Origin of the sequence: Micromonospora cremea, assembly GCF_900143515.1 — a bacterium.
GTDB classification, from domain to species: domain Bacteria; phylum Actinomycetota; class Actinomycetes; order Mycobacteriales; family Micromonosporaceae; genus Micromonospora; species Micromonospora cremea.
On sequence record NZ_FSQT01000002.1, the window covers coordinates 2,328,970 to 2,345,019 of the forward strand.

13 protein-coding genes and 3 tRNA genes are annotated in these 16,050 nt (G+C 71.1%); 7 read left to right on the forward strand and 9 right to left on the reverse strand.

Translation table 11 applies throughout. The annotated features are described in order from the left end of the window. Positions 1-33: 33 nt before the first annotated feature. The 8 genes from BUS84_RS24300 to BUS84_RS24335 form a co-directional block, all read right to left on the reverse strand. Positions 34-107 (reverse strand) — tRNA-Phe (locus tag BUS84_RS24300). A 99-nt stretch (positions 108-206) separates the two neighbouring features. After that, positions 207-280 (reverse strand) — tRNA-Asp (locus BUS84_RS24305). Between the two features lie 31 nt (positions 281-311). Continuing rightward, positions 312-384, reverse strand: a tRNA-Glu gene (locus BUS84_RS24310). A 154-nt stretch (positions 385-538) separates the two neighbouring features. After that, complete coding sequence (locus BUS84_RS24315) at positions 539-1,333, reverse strand: polysaccharide deacetylase family protein (RefSeq protein WP_074315868.1); 795 nt, start codon at positions 1,331-1,333, stop codon at positions 539-541. 87 nt (positions 1,334-1,420) lie between these two features. After that, entirely contained in the window at positions 1,421-2,353 is a 933-nt protein-coding gene (locus tag BUS84_RS24320; RefSeq protein WP_074319069.1) for a MerR family transcriptional regulator, read from the reverse strand. Further along, positions 2,343-2,963 (reverse strand): isopentenyl-diphosphate Delta-isomerase, encoded by a 621-nt coding sequence (gene idi, locus BUS84_RS24325; protein WP_074315869.1) that lies wholly within the window; start codon positions 2,961-2,963, stop codon positions 2,343-2,345. The genes BUS84_RS24320 and idi overlap by 11 nt, the downstream gene beginning before the upstream one ends. Then, on the reverse strand, positions 2,960-4,441 hold the full coding sequence (gene crtI / locus BUS84_RS24330) for a phytoene desaturase family protein (protein WP_074315871.1): 1,482 nt from the start codon (positions 4,439-4,441) through the stop codon (positions 2,960-2,962). Before crtI ends, idi begins: the two co-directional genes overlap by 4 nt. 29 nt (positions 4,442-4,470) lie before the next feature. Then, positions 4,471-5,613, reverse strand: coding sequence for a polyprenyl synthetase family protein (locus tag BUS84_RS24335; RefSeq protein WP_074315873.1), 1,143 nt, complete (start codon positions 5,611-5,613; stop codon positions 4,471-4,473). Between the two features lie 65 nt (positions 5,614-5,678). Here BUS84_RS24335 and BUS84_RS24340 point away from each other — a divergent pair, with 65 nt between their 5' ends. After that, positions 5,679-6,596 (forward strand): phytoene/squalene synthase family protein, encoded by a 918-nt coding sequence (locus tag BUS84_RS24340; RefSeq protein WP_074315874.1) that lies wholly within the window; start codon positions 5,679-5,681, stop codon positions 6,594-6,596. A 65-nt stretch (positions 6,597-6,661) separates the two neighbouring features. On the opposite strand, the gene BUS84_RS24345 is transcribed toward BUS84_RS24340, so the two are convergent. Further along, entirely contained in the window at positions 6,662-7,759 is a 1,098-nt protein-coding gene (locus BUS84_RS24345) for a serine hydrolase domain-containing protein (RefSeq protein ID WP_074319071.1), read from the reverse strand. A gap of 92 nt (positions 7,760-7,851) precedes the next feature. Here BUS84_RS24345 and BUS84_RS24350 point away from each other — a divergent pair, with 92 nt between their 5' ends. From BUS84_RS24350 to BUS84_RS24375, 6 genes are all read left to right on the forward strand, one after another. After that, positions 7,852-9,324: a dihydrolipoyl dehydrogenase family protein gene (locus BUS84_RS24350; protein WP_074319070.1), complete on the forward strand. Its 1,473-nt coding sequence runs from the start codon at positions 7,852-7,854 to the stop codon at positions 9,322-9,324. A 117-nt stretch (positions 9,325-9,441) separates the two neighbouring features. After that, positions 9,442-10,443, forward strand: coding sequence for a LacI family DNA-binding transcriptional regulator (locus tag BUS84_RS24355; RefSeq protein ID WP_074315876.1), 1,002 nt, complete (start codon positions 9,442-9,444; stop codon positions 10,441-10,443). 417 nt (positions 10,444-10,860) lie between these two features. Next, entirely contained in the window at positions 10,861-12,240 is a 1,380-nt protein-coding gene (locus BUS84_RS24360; RefSeq protein WP_074315878.1) for an ABC transporter substrate-binding protein, read from the forward strand. 88 nt (positions 12,241-12,328) lie between these two features. Continuing rightward, on the forward strand, positions 12,329-13,282 hold the full coding sequence (locus BUS84_RS24365; protein WP_074315879.1) for a carbohydrate ABC transporter permease: 954 nt from the start codon (positions 12,329-12,331) through the stop codon (positions 13,280-13,282). A gap of 13 nt (positions 13,283-13,295) precedes the next feature. Next, positions 13,296-14,183: a carbohydrate ABC transporter permease gene (locus tag BUS84_RS24370; protein ID WP_074315881.1), complete on the forward strand. Its 888-nt coding sequence runs from the start codon at positions 13,296-13,298 to the stop codon at positions 14,181-14,183. A gap of 141 nt (positions 14,184-14,324) precedes the next feature. Beyond that, the gene (locus tag BUS84_RS24375) at positions 14,325-15,953 is read left to right on the forward strand and encodes a glycoside hydrolase family 13 protein (protein WP_244298719.1); all 1,629 of its coding nucleotides are present in this window, start codon (positions 14,325-14,327) and stop codon (positions 15,951-15,953) included. Positions 15,954-16,050 lie beyond the last annotated feature (97 nt).

The window sequence follows — 16,050 nt, forward strand, 5'->3', positions numbered from 1 at the left end:
GCGGGGACCTCTGTAGCCCGGCGAAAGGCTATGTGGCCAGGGGCGGGGTCGAACCGCCGACCTTCCGATTTTCAGTCGGACGCTCGTACCAACTGAGCTACCTGGCCGTATCGCTCGGCTCATGGTACCCGCCAACCGGATGAACCGCCGGCAAGGTCACACGCTCCGATACGCAGAACGCCGCGCTGGGCGCGGCGTCGGCGCTGCGGTCCTGACGGGACTTGAACCCGCGACCTCCGCCTTGACAGGGCGGCGAGCACTCCAACTGCTCCACAGGACCTAGCTTGTGTTGCTCCGGCTTGCGCCGGTCGTGCCCCCAACGGGATTCGAACCCGTGCTACCGCCTTGAAAGGGCGGCGTCCTGGGCCGCTAGACGATGAGGGCGGCCCCGCCATCATTGCACATTCGCAACTTCAAGCGGACTTGCTCCCATCCGGCCCCGCCGGAGGCTTGGAAAGCATACGTGATGCGTGGTCGGTCGACAAAACCGGTATGGCCGGAGCCGAAGGTCGACGCATAACCGCAGGTCAAGGCCGGTCTAGCGGAGCCGGGTGATGCCGAAGCGGCGCTTCAGGTCGGCGATCACGTGCGGACAGGCGGCGAGCGTCGCGGCCCGGTTACCGCCGCCGTCGTGCAGCAGCACGACGGCGCCGGGACGGGCGGCGGAGTGGACCCGCTTGGCGATCGTGGCAGCGGTCGGCTTGTCCCAGTCCTGCGGGTCGACGTTCCAGTGCAGCGGTCGCATCCCGAGATCCTTCGCCACCTCCAGCACCTCCGGCGTCCACCGGCCGCCCGGCTGGCGGTAGAAGGGCACCGGCGCGCCCGGGGCGGCCGTCTGGATGGCCTTGTTGGTCCGGGCCAGGTCGGCCCGGATCTCGGCAACCGGCCGCCGGGCCAGGTCGAGGTCGTGCCGCCAGCTGTGGTTGCAGAGCTGGTGTCCCTCCCGGACGATGCGCCGGACCAGCTCCGGGTGGCGCTGCACCTCATGGCCGACCAGGCAGAAGGTGGCGGTCACCCGGGCCGCCCGCAGTTGGTCGAGCACCTTGGGCGTCCAGGCCGGGCTGGGCCCGTCATCGAAGGTCAGGGCTACCGGGCGTACGCCGGTGCTGCGCCGCAGGCCGGCCGGGAGCTTGGCCGGCAGCGGCCGCAGGGTGGGCTTCGGCGGCTTGGCGCGGGTGGGACGCGGCGAAGGGGTGGGTTTCGGGGTGGGCGGCATCGTCGACTCCACCGGCTGCGGCGCGCCGAGGGGTGCGAGGGTGCCGTCCGGTTGGGCACAGCCGGCCAGGGTCAGCACCACGGCGAGGGCGGACGCCAGGACGGCGCGGGCTTGCATCTGTTCGCTCCCGGGGGGTCGGGGCAGGCGGACGCCACGACGCTAGTGGACGCCGCCGCGGGCCGACAGCCCCGGTCAGCCCCCTTTCTACTGGTCCAGCGAGTCGCGGACCGCGACGGCGAGCGAGACCGCCTCGGCCAGGTCGGCTGGCCGCACCACCCCGGCGGGCAGGGTGTCGGCCCGCCAGCCGGGGCCGGCGGCGAGCACCAGCAGCGGGCGGCGGGGGGCGGCGAGCAGCGCGCTGAGCTGACTCGGGTCCGCGGTGGCCCGGGTGTGCGACCAGAGCACCACGGCGGCCGGCCCGGTCCGGGTCACCGCCTCGACGAGGGCGGGGACCGGCACCCGGGCGCCGAGCATCCGGTAGGTGAGCCCGGCCTCGGAGAGCGCGGCGCCCAGTGCCTCCAGCGGCAGGCTGTGCTGCTCCTCATCGGCGCAGGCGAGCAGGATCCGGGCCGGTCCGCTGGACGCGGCGGCTCGGCTGCTCGCCGCGAACGCCTCCGACACGCAGCGGGAGACGAGGTGTTCCACCTCGATCAGGCCGCCGGTGGCGGCGTGCCGGTCACCGATGCCGGCGAGCACCGGGCGCAGCAGGTGATCCCAGGTCGCGACGACTCCACCGACGGCGAGGGCCTGCGCGATCGTCTCGCTGATCGCCGCCGAGTCCAGCCGCATGGCCGCCCGGGCCAGCCCTCTGGCGGCCGGGCCGGCGCGGCCCACCGGAATGGTTCCGCCGCCGTCCCGACCCGGCGGGCGGATCCGGCTCCGGGCGACGGCGTCGGCGGGCATGGGATCGGGCGCCTGGCGGGCCCAACGGGCCGCCTCGGCGGGGCTCACCCCCTCGGCGGTGAGCCGTCGCATGATTTCGAGACGGGCCAGGTCGGCCGGCGTGTACCGGCGGTGGTGGCCCGGGATGTGCTCACTGGGCCCGAGCCCGTAGCGCTGGTGCCAGGTGCGCAGCGTGGTGACCGCGACCCCCAGCCGGCGCGCGACGGCGCCCGCGCTCAGCGCCTCATCGACCACCTGACCGCTCCGCCGCGTCATCCGCCGACGATCCGGACGGGGTCCCGGCCGGGCCGGGCACGCCGGACGTCGACCCCGAGGGGCGCAGCAGCCGGTTCACCACCCCGCCCAGCCAGGGTGCGTACGACCGGGGATCCCGGTCGAGTTCGGCCTCCAGGGCGGCGGGGTCGGCCCAGCGCAGCTCGGCCACCTCGTCCGGATCGGGTAGCAGCGGGGCGGCGGGGCGGAACTCGCCCCGCAGGACGTGGTCGTACTCGAACTCGACCCGCCCGGTGGCCGGGTCCTCGGCGTAGTAGACGTAGACGCCCACCTCGGTCAGCTCGACCGGGCCGGTGCCCAGCTCTTCGCGCAGCCGCCGGTTGGCAGCCTCGGCAAGCGGTTCGCCCGGTTGGGGGTGGCCGCAGCAGGAGTTGGCCCAGCGCAGCGGGAACCGGGTCTTGACCGCTGCCCGCCGCTGGAGCAGCACCTGCCCGTCCGGGTCCACCAGCAGCACCGAGAAGGCCCGGTGCAGATGTCCCGGCGGCTGGTGGGCGGCGGCGACGGTGGTCTGGCCACGAGCGCGGCCGGCGTCGTCGACCAGCTCGACGAGGTGCTCCTCGCGGCTGCTCACCGGCCCTCCCCGGTGATCCGGCCGGCGGCCAGCTTGCCGGAGATCAGCACCATCGGCACGCCGACCCCGGGCTGGGTGCCGGAGCCGACGAAGACCACGTTCGACAGGTCGCGGTGCAGGTTCGACGGGCGGAACGGACCGGTCTGGAAGAGGCTGTGCGCGGCGGCGAACGGGGTTCCGGCGGCCATCCCCTGCTCCGCCCACTCGGCGGGCGTGATCGCCCGCAGGACCTCCACCCCGGCGCCGAAGCCGACGTAGCCGCGCTCCTCCAGGGTGCCGATCAGCTGGTCGCTGTAGCGCCGGGTCAGGTCGCCACGCCACTCGAACGGGGCCCGGGCCAGGTTGGGCACCGGCGCGAGCACGTAGTAGGTGTGCCGGTCCGGTGGGGCCACCGACGGGTCGGTCCGGCTCGGGTTGGTGACCAGCAGCGACGGGTCGGTCATCAGCTCGCCCCGGCGGATGACCTCATCGAAGGTGCCCTTCCACGCCCGCCCGAAGTGGATGTTGTGGTGGGCGATCTTCGCATATCCCTGTCGGGAACCGACGTGCAGGACGACGCAGGACGGCGAGTAGGTGAGCCGGCGCTGGCGGGCGGCGGGGAGCAGGTCCCGGTAGGCGACCGGCAGATCGGGGTTGAGCACCACCACGTCCGCCGGTACCAGCTCGCCGTCGACGGTGAGCACGCCGGTGGCCCGGCCGTTGGCGGTCTCCACCCGGGTCACCGTGGTGTCGTACCGGATCTGCACGCCGTGTTTCTCGGCGGCGCCGGCCATCGCCTGGGAGACGGCGTGGATGCCGCCGCGCGGGAAGTAGACCCCGGCCACCGAGTCGAGGTACGCGATGACCGCGTAGATGGCGAGCGCGTCGTGCGGGGCGAGCCCGGCGTACATCGCCTGGAAGGAGAAGATCCGCTGGGTGCGCGGGTCCCGGAAGAACTGGTTGATCTTCGTCTGGAGTCGGCGGAAGGCTCCGCCGGCGAGCAGCTTGAGCAGGTTGCCGGTGATCAGGTCGGTCGGCGCGTCCAGGTTGCGCTCGATGAAGTCGGCCCGCTCCAGCCGCCACAGCTCCCGCGCGTAGTCGACGAAGCGCAGGTAGCCGTCGGCCTCGCGGGGTCCGCAGACCCGGGAGATCTCGGCCGCCATCCGCGTGGTGTCGGTCAGCACGTCGAGGGTCGAGCCGTCCGGGTAGTACGCCCGGTAGGCCGGGTCGAGGGGGGTCAGGTCGACCCAGTCACGCAGCTCCTCCCCGACCGCGCCGAGCGCCTCGGCGATCAGCTCGGGCATGGTGAGCACGGTCGGGCCGGTGTCGAACTCGTAGCCGTCCACGGCGAGCCGCCCGGCCCGCCCGCCGGGCACCGGCTCGCGTTCCAGCACGGTCACCTGCCGGCCGCTGCCGGCCAGGTGCAGCGCGCAGGCCAGCCCACCCAGCCCGGCGCCGACGACCACCACCCGGTCCGTCCGTCCCGTCACCGTCCGCACGTGACCACCTCCTTGGAGAAGTCGTTCATTCAGGCCCGCCGGTTGGTGGCGGCGGTGGCCAGCCCGGTCAGCGCGGTTCGCGCCGTCCGGTCCACGGGTGCGGCGTCGAGCGCGGCCAGCGCGGCGCCCACCCGCTCGGCGATCATCCGCTCCACCCGGGCCACCGCCCCGGTGTCGGCGATCAGCTCGGCCAGCCGGTCGACCCGCCTCTCGCCGGCCCGGTCCAACGCCTTGAGCTGGGCCGGGGTGGCCAGCTGCCGGGCCAGCATGAGCAGTGTGGTCGGCTTGCCGGTGCGCAGGTCGTCACCGGCCGGCTTGCCGGTGGCGGCCGGGTCGCCGTACGCGCCGAGCAGGTCGTCGCGGAGCTGGAACGCCTCGCCGACGGCCAGGCCGTAGCGGGTGTACGCGGCGGCCAGCGGGTCGTCGGCGGACACCCCGGCCAGGCAGGCGCCGTAGAGCAGCGGTCGCTGGACGGTGTAGCTCGCCGTCTTGTAGCGGGCCACCCGCAGCGCCCGGTCGATCGACCAGTTGGCCGTGTCGTTCTCGCCGAGCACGTCCAGATACTGCCCGGCGATCGTCTCCACCCGCATCTGGTCGTAGCACCGGCGGACCTCGAGCAGCCGGGCCGGCGACACGGTGGCGTGCGCCAGCAGTCGGTCGGCCCAGACCATGCAGAGGTCGCCGACGAGCACCGCGACCGCTTCGCCGAACCGGCCGGGGTCGCCCCGGTGGCCGGCGGCGACGTGCTGCGCGGCGAAGGCGACATGGGTGGTGGGCCGACCGCGTCGGGTGGCGGAGGAGTCCATCACGTCGTCGTGCACGAGCGCGAAGGTGTGCAGCAGCTCGAGGGCGGCCAACGCGGGCAGCACCGGTGGCAGGGGCTCGGTGCCGCCGACCGCCCCGCGCCAGCCCCAGTACGCGAAGGTGGGCCGGATCCGCTTGCCGCCGGCCAGCACGGCCCCTCGCGCGGAGGCCGCGAAGCCGCCCATCGCCGCGTCGATCTCGGCGAGCGAGTCGACCTCGGCGGTGAGGAAGGTGGTCAGGGTGTCGTCCACCGCCGTGATCAGGTCCTGGGTGTACGCGGCCAGCACGGCGCGGATCGGATCGTCCTTATCGCCCGGCCGTGCCGGCGCCACACGGATGGCGCTACCGGCAACTGCGTCGTTGGCCATGCGGCTGAGCGTACCCTAGGGTTACGAGTTGCGTCGATTGGTGCGTCGATAAACGAGGAGGGCCGGTGGACTCGAATCTCACCGCCGCCTATGACCAGTGCCGTGAGCTGCACAGGCGCCACGGTCGCACCTACTATCTCGCCACCAGGCTGCTCCCCGCCTGGAAACGGCGGCACGTGCACGCCCTCTACGGATTCACCCGCTACGCCGACGAGATCGTGGACCGCACCGAGGACCTGCCGCCGGCCGAGCGGGCCGCCCGGCTGGATGACTGGGCCAGCCGCTTCGTGGCCGGCCTGCACGGCGCGCCGGTCGACGACCCGCTCCTGCCGGCCGTGCTGCACACGATCGCCGTCTTCGATCTCGACCGCGACGACTTCGCGTCGTTTCTGACGAGCATGGCGATGGACCTGACGGTCACCGCGTATCCGACCTACGACCACCTGCTGGACTACATGGAGGGATCGGCGGCGGTCATCGGCACCATGATGCTGCCGATCCTGGGCAGCTCCGACCCGGCCGCGGCCCGGGAGCCGGCTCGGCAGCTCGGCTTCGCCTTCCAGCTCACGAACTTCATCCGGGACGTCGCCGAGGATCTCGACCGGGGCCGCACCTACCTGCCGGACGAGGACCTGGCGAAGTTCGGCGTTACCCACGACGAGTTGGCACAGGCCCGCGCCCGGGGGCGCGGCACATCCCGGATCCGCGAGCTGATCGAGTACGAGGTGACCCGGGCCCAGGCGCACTACGCCGCCGCCGCGCCCGGCATCACCATGCTCGCGCCGGCCTCACAGGCCTGCATGCGCACCGCGTACGCGCTCTACGGCGGCATCCTCGACGAAGTGGCCGCGCAGGGATACGACGTCTTCGCCCGGCGGGCCCTGGTGCCGCAGCGGCGCCGGATGGCGGTGGCCGCCCGCGCCCTGCTCACCTCGGCCGGTACCCCGGTCACCATCCCCGGCCCGACGGTCCACCCCGGCTGACCGGCGGAAGGAAGGGCACCTTATTAACGCCTGGTGTTGTACATGGGGCCCTTACCAACAGTCGGTCAGAGGCAGGAGTGCAACGCCTCGGCCAACTCGTCCACCCGGTCGTGCTCGGCCAGTCGGGCGGTGGCGTACGCGAAGGTGTACCCGCGCTCCGGGTCGGCCCACGCGCTGCTGCCGCCGAGACCGCCCATGCCCCAGATGCCGTCCGGCTCCCGCTGCATGCCCAGCGTCCACTGGACCGGGCGGTCCAGCACCAGATCCGGACCGTCGTACTGGACCCGGGTCACTTCCGCCACCAGTTCCTGAGTGAACAGCCGGACGCCGTCCAGGACACCGCCGGCGAGCAGGCCGGAGTAGAGCCGGGCCAGGGCGGACGCGGAGGCGTGCAGGTTGACCGCCGGCATCTCGGCGCCTCGCCAGAGCGGAGTGTTGAGCACGGCCAGGTCCTGACCTCCGGCCGGGTTGCCCATCGCCCGGGCCCGGAGAGAGCCCGGCTCGCCGAGCGCCCGGGTCGGCCAGTCCGGGTCGCCGTAGCGCAGGTCGGCGCAGCGCCGCTGGTCCGCCTCGGACAGCCCGAAGCCGAGGTCGAGCCGCCAGGGGCCGGCGATCTCCTCGGCCAGGAACCGGCCCACCGACCGGCCGTCCACCCGGCGGACCAGCTCGCCCACCAGATGCCCGTACGTCCAGGCGTGCTCCCCGGCCATCGAGCCCGGCGCCCACTCGGGGTCGGCGGCGGCCAGGTCGCCGGCGAGCAGCGCCCAGTCGGCGATCGCGGTGGCCGGCCGGGGCACCGGGAAGGCCGGCAGCCCGGCGGTGTGCGACACCACCTGACGCACGGTGGCCGGGGTGCGGAACTCCGGCCAGTACCGGGCGACCGGCGCGTCGAGGTCGACCCGCTCCCGGTCGACCAGCATCAACAGGCAGAGGGCGGCCACCGGCTTGCCGACCGAGTAGACGTTGACCAGCGTGTCCGGCCGCCACGGGTCGAGGTCCGCCGAGCTGGTCGCTGCGCCGGCTTCGGCGGTGGTGCGGGAGCCGCCGACGAGGTCGATCACCGGATGGCCGTCGTACCAGACGGTCAGGCTGGCGCCATTTTCCCGACCGGTGGCGAACAGGTCGTGGAAGCAGTCCCGGACCGGAGCGAAGCGTGCGTGCATCCGGCCACCGTAGGCGCTGCGGCCCGGCACGCGCTCCGACTTCCCGGACCCCGATGGTCGGGTCGGGGCCGCTGGGGGATGCTGTTCCAGTGGTGGAACCGGAGCTGGTGGATGTTGTCGTGGTCGGGCTCGGAGTCGGCGGCGAGGAGGTGGCCGGGCGGCTCGCCGAGGCCGGCCTGAGTGTCGTCGGCGTCGAACGGGACCTGGTCGGCGGGGAGTGCCCGTACTGGGGCTGCATCCCGAGCAAGATGATGATCAGAGCGGCCAACGCACTCGCCGAGGCGCGCCGGGTCGACGGGCTGGCGGGGACGGCGCAGGTCCAGCCGGACTGGGCGCCGGTGGCGAAGCGGATCCGCGAGGAGGCCACCGACACCTGGGACGACACGGTCGCTGTGCGGCGGCTGACGGATCGGGGCGCCCGGTTCGTCCGGGGCAGTGGCCGGCTCGACGGCCCGGGCCGGGTCCGGGTCGGCGACCAGGTGTTCCAGGCCCGGCACGGAATCGTGCTGGGCACCGGCACCCGACCGTCGGTGCCACCGATCGAAGGTCTGGCCGACACTCCCTACTGGACCAACCACCAGGCGATCGAGGTCGAGCAGCTGCCGGAGTCGCTGCTGGTGCTCGGCGGCGGCGCGATCGGGTTGGAGCTGTCCCAAGTCTTTGCACGGTTCGGGGTGCGGGTCACGGTGGTGGAGGCGCTGGACCGGGTGTTGGCCATCGAGGAGCCGGAGGCGTCCGAGGTGGCCGCCACGGCGCTGCGCGCCGACGGCGTGGAGATCCACACCGGGGTACGCGCCGAGCGGATCGAGCACGACGGCAGCCGGTTCACCCTGCACGGCGGCGGTGGGGCGGATTTCACCGCCGACCGGCTGCTGGTGGTGACCGGCCGCCGGGCACACCTGGACGAGCTGGGGCTGGACACGGTGGGTGTGGACGCCGCCCAGCGTTACCTTCCGGTGGACGACCGGCTGCACGTCTCCGACGGCATCTGGGCGGTCGGTGACGTGACCGGCGAGGGCGCGTTCACGCACATCTCCATGTACCAGGCGGGCATCGTCATCGCCGACGTGCTCGCCAACGCCCGGCAGGCGAACGCGGGGCCGGACGCCAGTGGGACCGCGAGCGTGGTCGGCGGCGCGATGGGCGCGGCCAGCTCGTTGGGTGCCAGCGGGTCGAGCGGTTCGGCCGGCAGCGTCCCGCGCGCCGACTACCGCGCGCTGCCACGGGTGACCTTCACCGACCCCGAGGTCGGCGCGGTCGGCCTGACCGAGCAGCAGGCACGGCAGCGCGGCATCAACGTGCAGGTCGGGTTCACCAAGCTGGGCAGTTCGACCCGGGGCTGGATCCACCGGGTCGGCGACGAGGGTTTCATCAAGCTGATCGCGGACGCCGACCAGGGCGTGCTGATCGGCGCGACCTCGGTCGGCCCGGCCGGTGGCGAGGTGCTCTCCGCGCTGGTGGTGGCGGTGCACGCGGCCGTGCCGCTGAGCCAGCTCCGGCACATGATCTACGCCTATCCGACCTTTCACCGGGCCATCGAGGACGCGCTGCGCAACCTGTCCTGACCCTGCCGGACCGGCGGCCAGGGATGCCGGCCGGCGAGCAGAGCGCGGCAGAAAGGACGCAAACGCCCAGCAGTTGGCTGTTCATTTCTTTCATTGGGATGACGTACGATTGCGACCGTGACCAAGCGGTTGACTGAAGTTGCCAAGAAGGCGGGCGTCAGCGAGGCCACCGTCAGCCGGGTGCTCAACGGTCGGGACGGGGTCTCCGAGGCGACCCGGACGGCCGTCCTGACCGCGCTGGACGTGCTCGGATACGAGCGGCCGACGAAGCTGCGCGGCGAGCGGGCCCGGCTGGTCGGGCTGGTGCTGCCCGAGTTGCAGAATCCGATCTTCCCGGCACTCGCCGAGGTGGTCACCGGATCCCTCGCCCAACGTGGCTACACCCCGGCGCTCTGCGCTCGCACCATCGGTGGCGTCTCCGAGATGGACTACGTGGAGATGCTCCTCGATCATCAGGTCTCCGGGGTGATCTTCGCCGGTGGGTCGTACGCGCTCGCCGACGCCCGGCACGACCACTACCGCCGGTTGACCGACCGGGGTCTGCCGGTGGTGCTGGTCAACGCGGGTGTGGACGAGTTGGGGTTCCCCCGGGTCTCCACCGACGACGCGGTGGCGGTGGAGCAGGCGTACGGGCACCTGCGCTCGCTGGGGCACGAGCGGATCGGGATGGTGCTCGGCCCGGAGGGGCACGTGCCGTCCCGGCGCAAGCTGGATGCGATGATCCGGGCCGCGGGCTGGACCGGCGACACGGAGTTCGTCGAGCGCTCCAGCTTCTCCATGGAAGGGGCGCGGGTCGCCGCGACCAAGCTGGTCGAGCGTGGCGTGACCGGCATCATCTGCGCCAGCGACGTGTTGGCCCTGGGCACCATCCGGGCGGCCCGGCGGCTGGGTCGAGTGGTCCCGACGGATGTGTCGGTGGTGGGCTTCGACGACTCCGCGTTCATGACCTGCACCGACCCGCCGTTGACCACTGTGCGGCAGCCGATCGAGACGATGGGGCAGGCCGCGGTGGACCTGCTGGTCACCCAGATCGAGGGTGCCGGCGTGCTGCATGACGAGTTGCTGTTCGAGCCCGAGTTGGTGGTACGCGGTTCCACCGCTCCCGCCCCGGGTCGCTGACCACCCGCCCGACACTGACTGACCTCCCGGCCACGGACCCTCTTCCTGGCCGCTGAACGACGCTTCGGCCGTCGACCGCTGCACGCGGTCGGCGGCCTTTTGTCGTCGCCGGCGGCCACCGATGCTGCCGGTCAAGTGGCCTACGTCGATGGAAAGTACTGGCGCGGGCACGCGAGCGGGGGCGGCCGGCAAAAGTATCTAAAGCGCCATATCCGAGGCGTAGATCAAAAGTCTGTCGAAAACTGTCGTTAGAAAGTCGTGTCCTTTCACAACAGGATCGATACCTTGCCGGAATGAGTCGGCCTCGTTACAGTGACTCCACTCACACGTGGCTCCGGCGCAGTTACCGGCGGTCAGGTCGCATCACCGCAGCTCATCGAACGTCATGGAGACACCCGTTCCCGAAGGGATGGACAGATGTCCGTACCGCAATACCGAAAGGCTGCGGCGTTAGCGCTCGTGGCCGGCCTGGGGTTCAGCCTCACGGCATGCTCCACGAAGAGCGACGACAAGGACACGAACGCCGGCGGCAAGGTCACCATCACGGTCGACTGCCAGCCGGTCGGCGCTCAGAAAGAGCTGTTGAAGAACTGGAACGACGATGTCGCCGAGTTCCAGCGGCAGAACCCGGACATCGTCATCAAGAGCGTGAGCGTCGGCGAGCAGTGCAACAACCCGCCGGACTTCACCGCCCGCCTCGCCGGCGGCACCGTGACCGACGTGTTCTACGGGTACATGACCGATCTCCAGCAGGTGCTCGACTCCGGCCAGGCGATGGACATCTCCCAGCACGTCAACAAGGACGCGATCCCCACCTGGGACAGCGTCGACCCGGCGCTCAAGGAGGTCTTCACCGACGGCGGCAAGCTCTACGCCGTCCCGGTGAAGAACTACTCGATGGGCCTGGTCTACAACAAGGTCCTGTTCCAGCAGGCGGGGCTCGACGTGAACAACCCGCCCAAGACCTGGGGCGAGGTCCGGGCCGCCGCCAAGAAGATCTCCGCGCTCGGCAACGGCATCGCCGGCTACTCGGAGTACAGCGCCGGCAACACCGGCGGTTGGCACTTCACCTCCCTGCTCTACTCGCAGGGCGGCCAGGTGCTGACCGCGGACGGTAAGAAGGCCGACTTCAACAACGCGATGGGCAAGCAGGTCCTGCAGAACCTCAAGGACATGCGGTACGGCGACAACAGCATGGGCGCCCGGCAGTTGCTGCAGTGGGGCGATCTGCTGACCAACGCGGGTGCGGGCAAGGTCGGCATGTTCATCGGCGCGCCGGACGCCACCCAGGCGATCGTCAGCCAGTTCCAGGGCAAGTTTCAGGACTGGGCGATGAGCCCGCTGCCGGGCCAGGACGGCCTGGCGAAGGGCACGCTCGGTGGTGGCGAGGGCTATTTCTTCAAGAAGGACCTCACTCCCGAGCAGGTCAAGGCCGGTCTGAAGTGGATCGCGTACCAGAAGCTGACGCCGGGCAAGGGTCAGTTCGACTACGTCCGGGCCAAGCCGCAGAACTACCCGGTGGGTCTGCCCCAGCCGCTGCTCTTCGCGAACGGCAGCGAGGCGCAGAAGCAGGAACTCGAACTGCGTAAGGCGAACGCGAACGTCGACACCGCGAACTTCGTGATCTTCGAGGCGACCCCGGTCCCGATCAAGGGTGAGCCGCGCAACGCGCAGGCGGTCTACGCGGTGCTCGACGCCGCGATGTCCGGGGTGCTGACGAACCCGAACTCGAACATCGACGCGCTGCTCAAGACGGCCGAGGAAAAGGTCAACCAGCTCCTGGCCGCCGAGAGCTGATCCGGTCAGGGTGGGGGCCGGTACGCCGAGCCGGCCCCCACCCCATCCGCGCCGCACCGTCCGGTCACAGACTCACCCAGGAGTTGCCTTGGCGATCACCACCGTCCCGGGTACCACCAGAAAGCCGGGACGTCCCACGCCGCCCTACACGCGGCCGCAACGTACGAGCCTCGGCCGCAAGGTACGGGACAACCTCACCGGTCACGCGTTCCTGATCGGGGCGGTGCTCTGCTTCGTCGTCTTCTCCTGGTACCCGATGATCCGCGGCATCGTGATGAGCTTCCAGCGGACGCGGCGCGGCGAGACCACCTGGGTGGGCTGGGACAACTACTCCCGCATCATCGCCGACCCCAGCTTCTGGCCCGCCTGGCAGAACACGCTGTACTTCACCGTGCTCGCGCTCGTCCTCGGTTACGCGGTGCCGTTCTTCGTGGCGATCCTGCTCAACGAGTTCCGCCACGCCAAGGGGTACCTACGGATCCTGGTCTACCTGCCGGTGATGCTGCCGCCAGCCTCGGCGCTCTTCCTGTTCAAGTTCTACGCGTACGACCCCAGCGAAGCGGGTCTCTTCAACGCGATCCTCAAGGCGCTGCACCTGCCCACCTCGCAGTGGATGCAGTCCCCCGAGATGACGATGCCGGCGATGGTGGTCGCGTCGACCTGGATGAACATGGGCGGCGCCGTGCTGATCTATCTGGCGTCGCTGCAGAACATCCCGGGCGAACTCTACGAAGCGGCCGAGCTCGACGGCGCCGGGATCTGGCGGCGGATCCGCCACGTGACCATCCCGCAGACCCGGCTGATCCTCGCGCTCCTGGCGATGCTCCAGATCGTCGCCACGATGCAGCTCTTCATCGAGCCACTGATCCTCGCCAACGGCGCGGGCGCGGAGGATTCCGCGACCTCCGTGGCGTACCTCATCTACCAGCACGGGTTCTTCCAGAACGACCTCAACGGCGCCGCGGCGCTCGGCGTGATCATGCTCGTGGTGCTGGCCGGCTTCTCCGCCGCCTACCTGCGGCTGAGCGCGAAACAGGACTAGGACGGGACGAGAAATGGCACAGGACTCCGGTACTCGGACCCTCATCTCTCACGCGCAGCTCCGTCGCGGGCGCGGCCGGGTCATCTACTGGGCGCTGCTCACCGTCGTCGTCGTGGGTTTCACGCTCGTCTTCCTCGGGCCGCTCTACTGGATGGTCACCGGCGCGCTCAAGTCGGGCCAGGAGATCGCGCAGACCCCGCCGTCGCTGTTCCCGAAGGATCCCCAGCCGCAGAACTACGTCGACGCGTGGAACAACCTGGACCTCGCCAAGCTGCTGTTCAACACGTTCTACTACGCGATCGGCGCGGTGCTGTTCCAACTCGTCTTCGACAGCGCGGCGGCGTACTCCCTGTCCAAGCTGCGGCCGATGTTCGGCAACGTGATCCTCGCCCTGATGCTGGGAACCCTGATGATCCCGGCGATGGTCCTCATCGTCCCGCAGTACGTGACCGTGCTCGACCTGCCGATTCTGCACATCAACCTGCTCGACTCGCCGTTCGCGATCTGGCTGCCGATGGTCGCGAACGCGTTCAACATCTTCCTGTTGAAACGGTTCTTCGATTCGATTCCCGAGGAACTGATGGCGGCGGCCCTCATGGACGGGGCGTCGTCGCTGCGGACGCTCTGGTCGATCATCCTGCCGCTGTCGCGTCCCATCCTCGGCGTCGTCTCGATCTTCGCCGTGACGGCGGTCTGGAAGGACTTCCTCTGGCCGAAGCTGGTCATGCCGTCGCCCGAGACCCGGACGGTCAGCGTCGGCATCTACACCTTCGCGGGTGGTACGCCCATGAACGTGGTGATCGCCGCGTCGGTCATCGCCGCGATCCCGACCGTCATCATCTTCCTGATCTTCCAACGGAACATCATGTCCGGTCTGACCACGGGCAGCGTCAAGGGATAGCCCACCACCGTATCCTCCCGCGCGGCGAACAACGAAGGTTCGCCCGACACATATCTAGGTCCGGCGAACCCGCCGACGTACTGACGCAGAAAGCAGGTGCTCGTGTCCACAGCTGACAAAAGTCCGTGGTGGCGTGGAGCGGTGATCTACCAGGTGTATCCCCGGAGCTTCGCCGACGGCAACGGCGACGGCATCGGCGACATCGCTGGCATCCGGTCCCGGCTGAATCACCTGTCCGCGCTCGGCGTCGACGCGATCTGGTTCAGTCCCTGGTACCCCTCCCCGATGGCCGACGCCGGCTACGACGTGTCCGACTACCGCGACATCGACCCGGTCTTCGGCACCCTCGCCGAGGCGGAGGCGCTGATCTCGGAGGCACACGCGCTCGGCATCCGGACCATCGTCGACGTGGTGCCCAACCACTGCTCCGACGCGCACCCGTGGTTCCAGGCCGCGCTCGCCGGCGGGCCCGGTGCGCCCGAACGGGACCTGTTCTGGTTCCGTCCCGGCCGGGGCCCGAACGGCGACCAGCGGCCCACCGACTGGATCGGCGAGTTCGGCGGCGAGACCTGGACCCGGACCACCAACCCGGACGGCACCCCCGGCGACTGGTACCTGCACCTGTTCGCCCCGCAGCAGCCGGACTTCAACTGGGACCACCCCCGCGTGCGGGCGGAATTCGAGGACATCCTGCGGTTCTGGTTCGACCGGGGCGTGGACGGCATCCGGATCGACTCGGCCGGGCTGCTGGTCAAGGACGGGACGCTGCCCGAGGTCCGCCCGGACCAGCCGCACCCGTTCCACGACCTCGACGGGGTGCACGACATCTACCGGGGCTGGCGGCGGGTCGCCGACGAGTACCCCGGCGAGCGGGCCCTCATCGGTGAGGTGTGGCTGCCGGACCGGCAGCGGTTCGCCAACTACCTGCGCCCGGACGAGCTGCACGCCGCGTTCAACTTCGACTTCCTCGGCTGCGCGTGGGACGCCTCGGCGCTGCGCGAGAGCATCGACGGGACGCTGAGCGCGCACGCGCCGGTCGGCGCGCCGGCCACCTGGGTGCTCTCCAACCACGACGTCACCCGGCACGTCACCCGCTACGGGCGGGCGGACACCAGGTTCAGCTTCGCCGCCAAGCGCGAGGGGACCCCCACCGACCTGGAGCTGGGCACCCGCCGGGCCCGGGCCGCCGCGCTGCTCTCGCTGTCGCTGCCCGGTGCCGCCTACGTCTACCAGGGCGAGGAGCTGGGCCTCTACGAGGTCGAGGACATTCCGTACGCGCTGCGCCAGGACCCGATGTGGGAACGTTCCGGCCGGATCGACCCCGGTCGGGACGGCTGCCGCGTGCCGCTGCCCTGGGCCGGTGACGAGCCGCCGTTCGAGTTCAGCCCCGACGGCGCGGCAACGCCCTGGCTGCCCCAGCCGGCCGACTGGAAGGACCGGACCGCCCGGGCGCAGACCGGCGACGCCGCCTCGATGCTGGAGCTGTACCGGGCGGCGATCCAGATCCGGCGAGCCGACCCGGCGCTCGGCGACGGCGAGATGAGCTGGCTGCCCGCCCCGGACGGCGTGCTCGCCTTCAGCCGTGGCGGTGGCTTCCGCTGCCTGGTCAACCTCACCGACACGCCGGTGCCACTGCCCGCCGACGGGGACCTGCTGCTGGCCAGCGGGCCACTCGACGACGGTCTGCTCCCGTCGGACACCGCCGTCTGGCTGCGTACCGCCGAATTGGCGGACGAGCCGCGCGCGGCGGACGCACCCCGTCTGACCTGATCGCCGTGGTGTCGGCGGCCCGTCCCGGCCGCCGGCACCACACCACCCATCCCGGCCCCGCGCCGGCCGCCAGAAGAAGGAGGAACAAGGGGTAGAC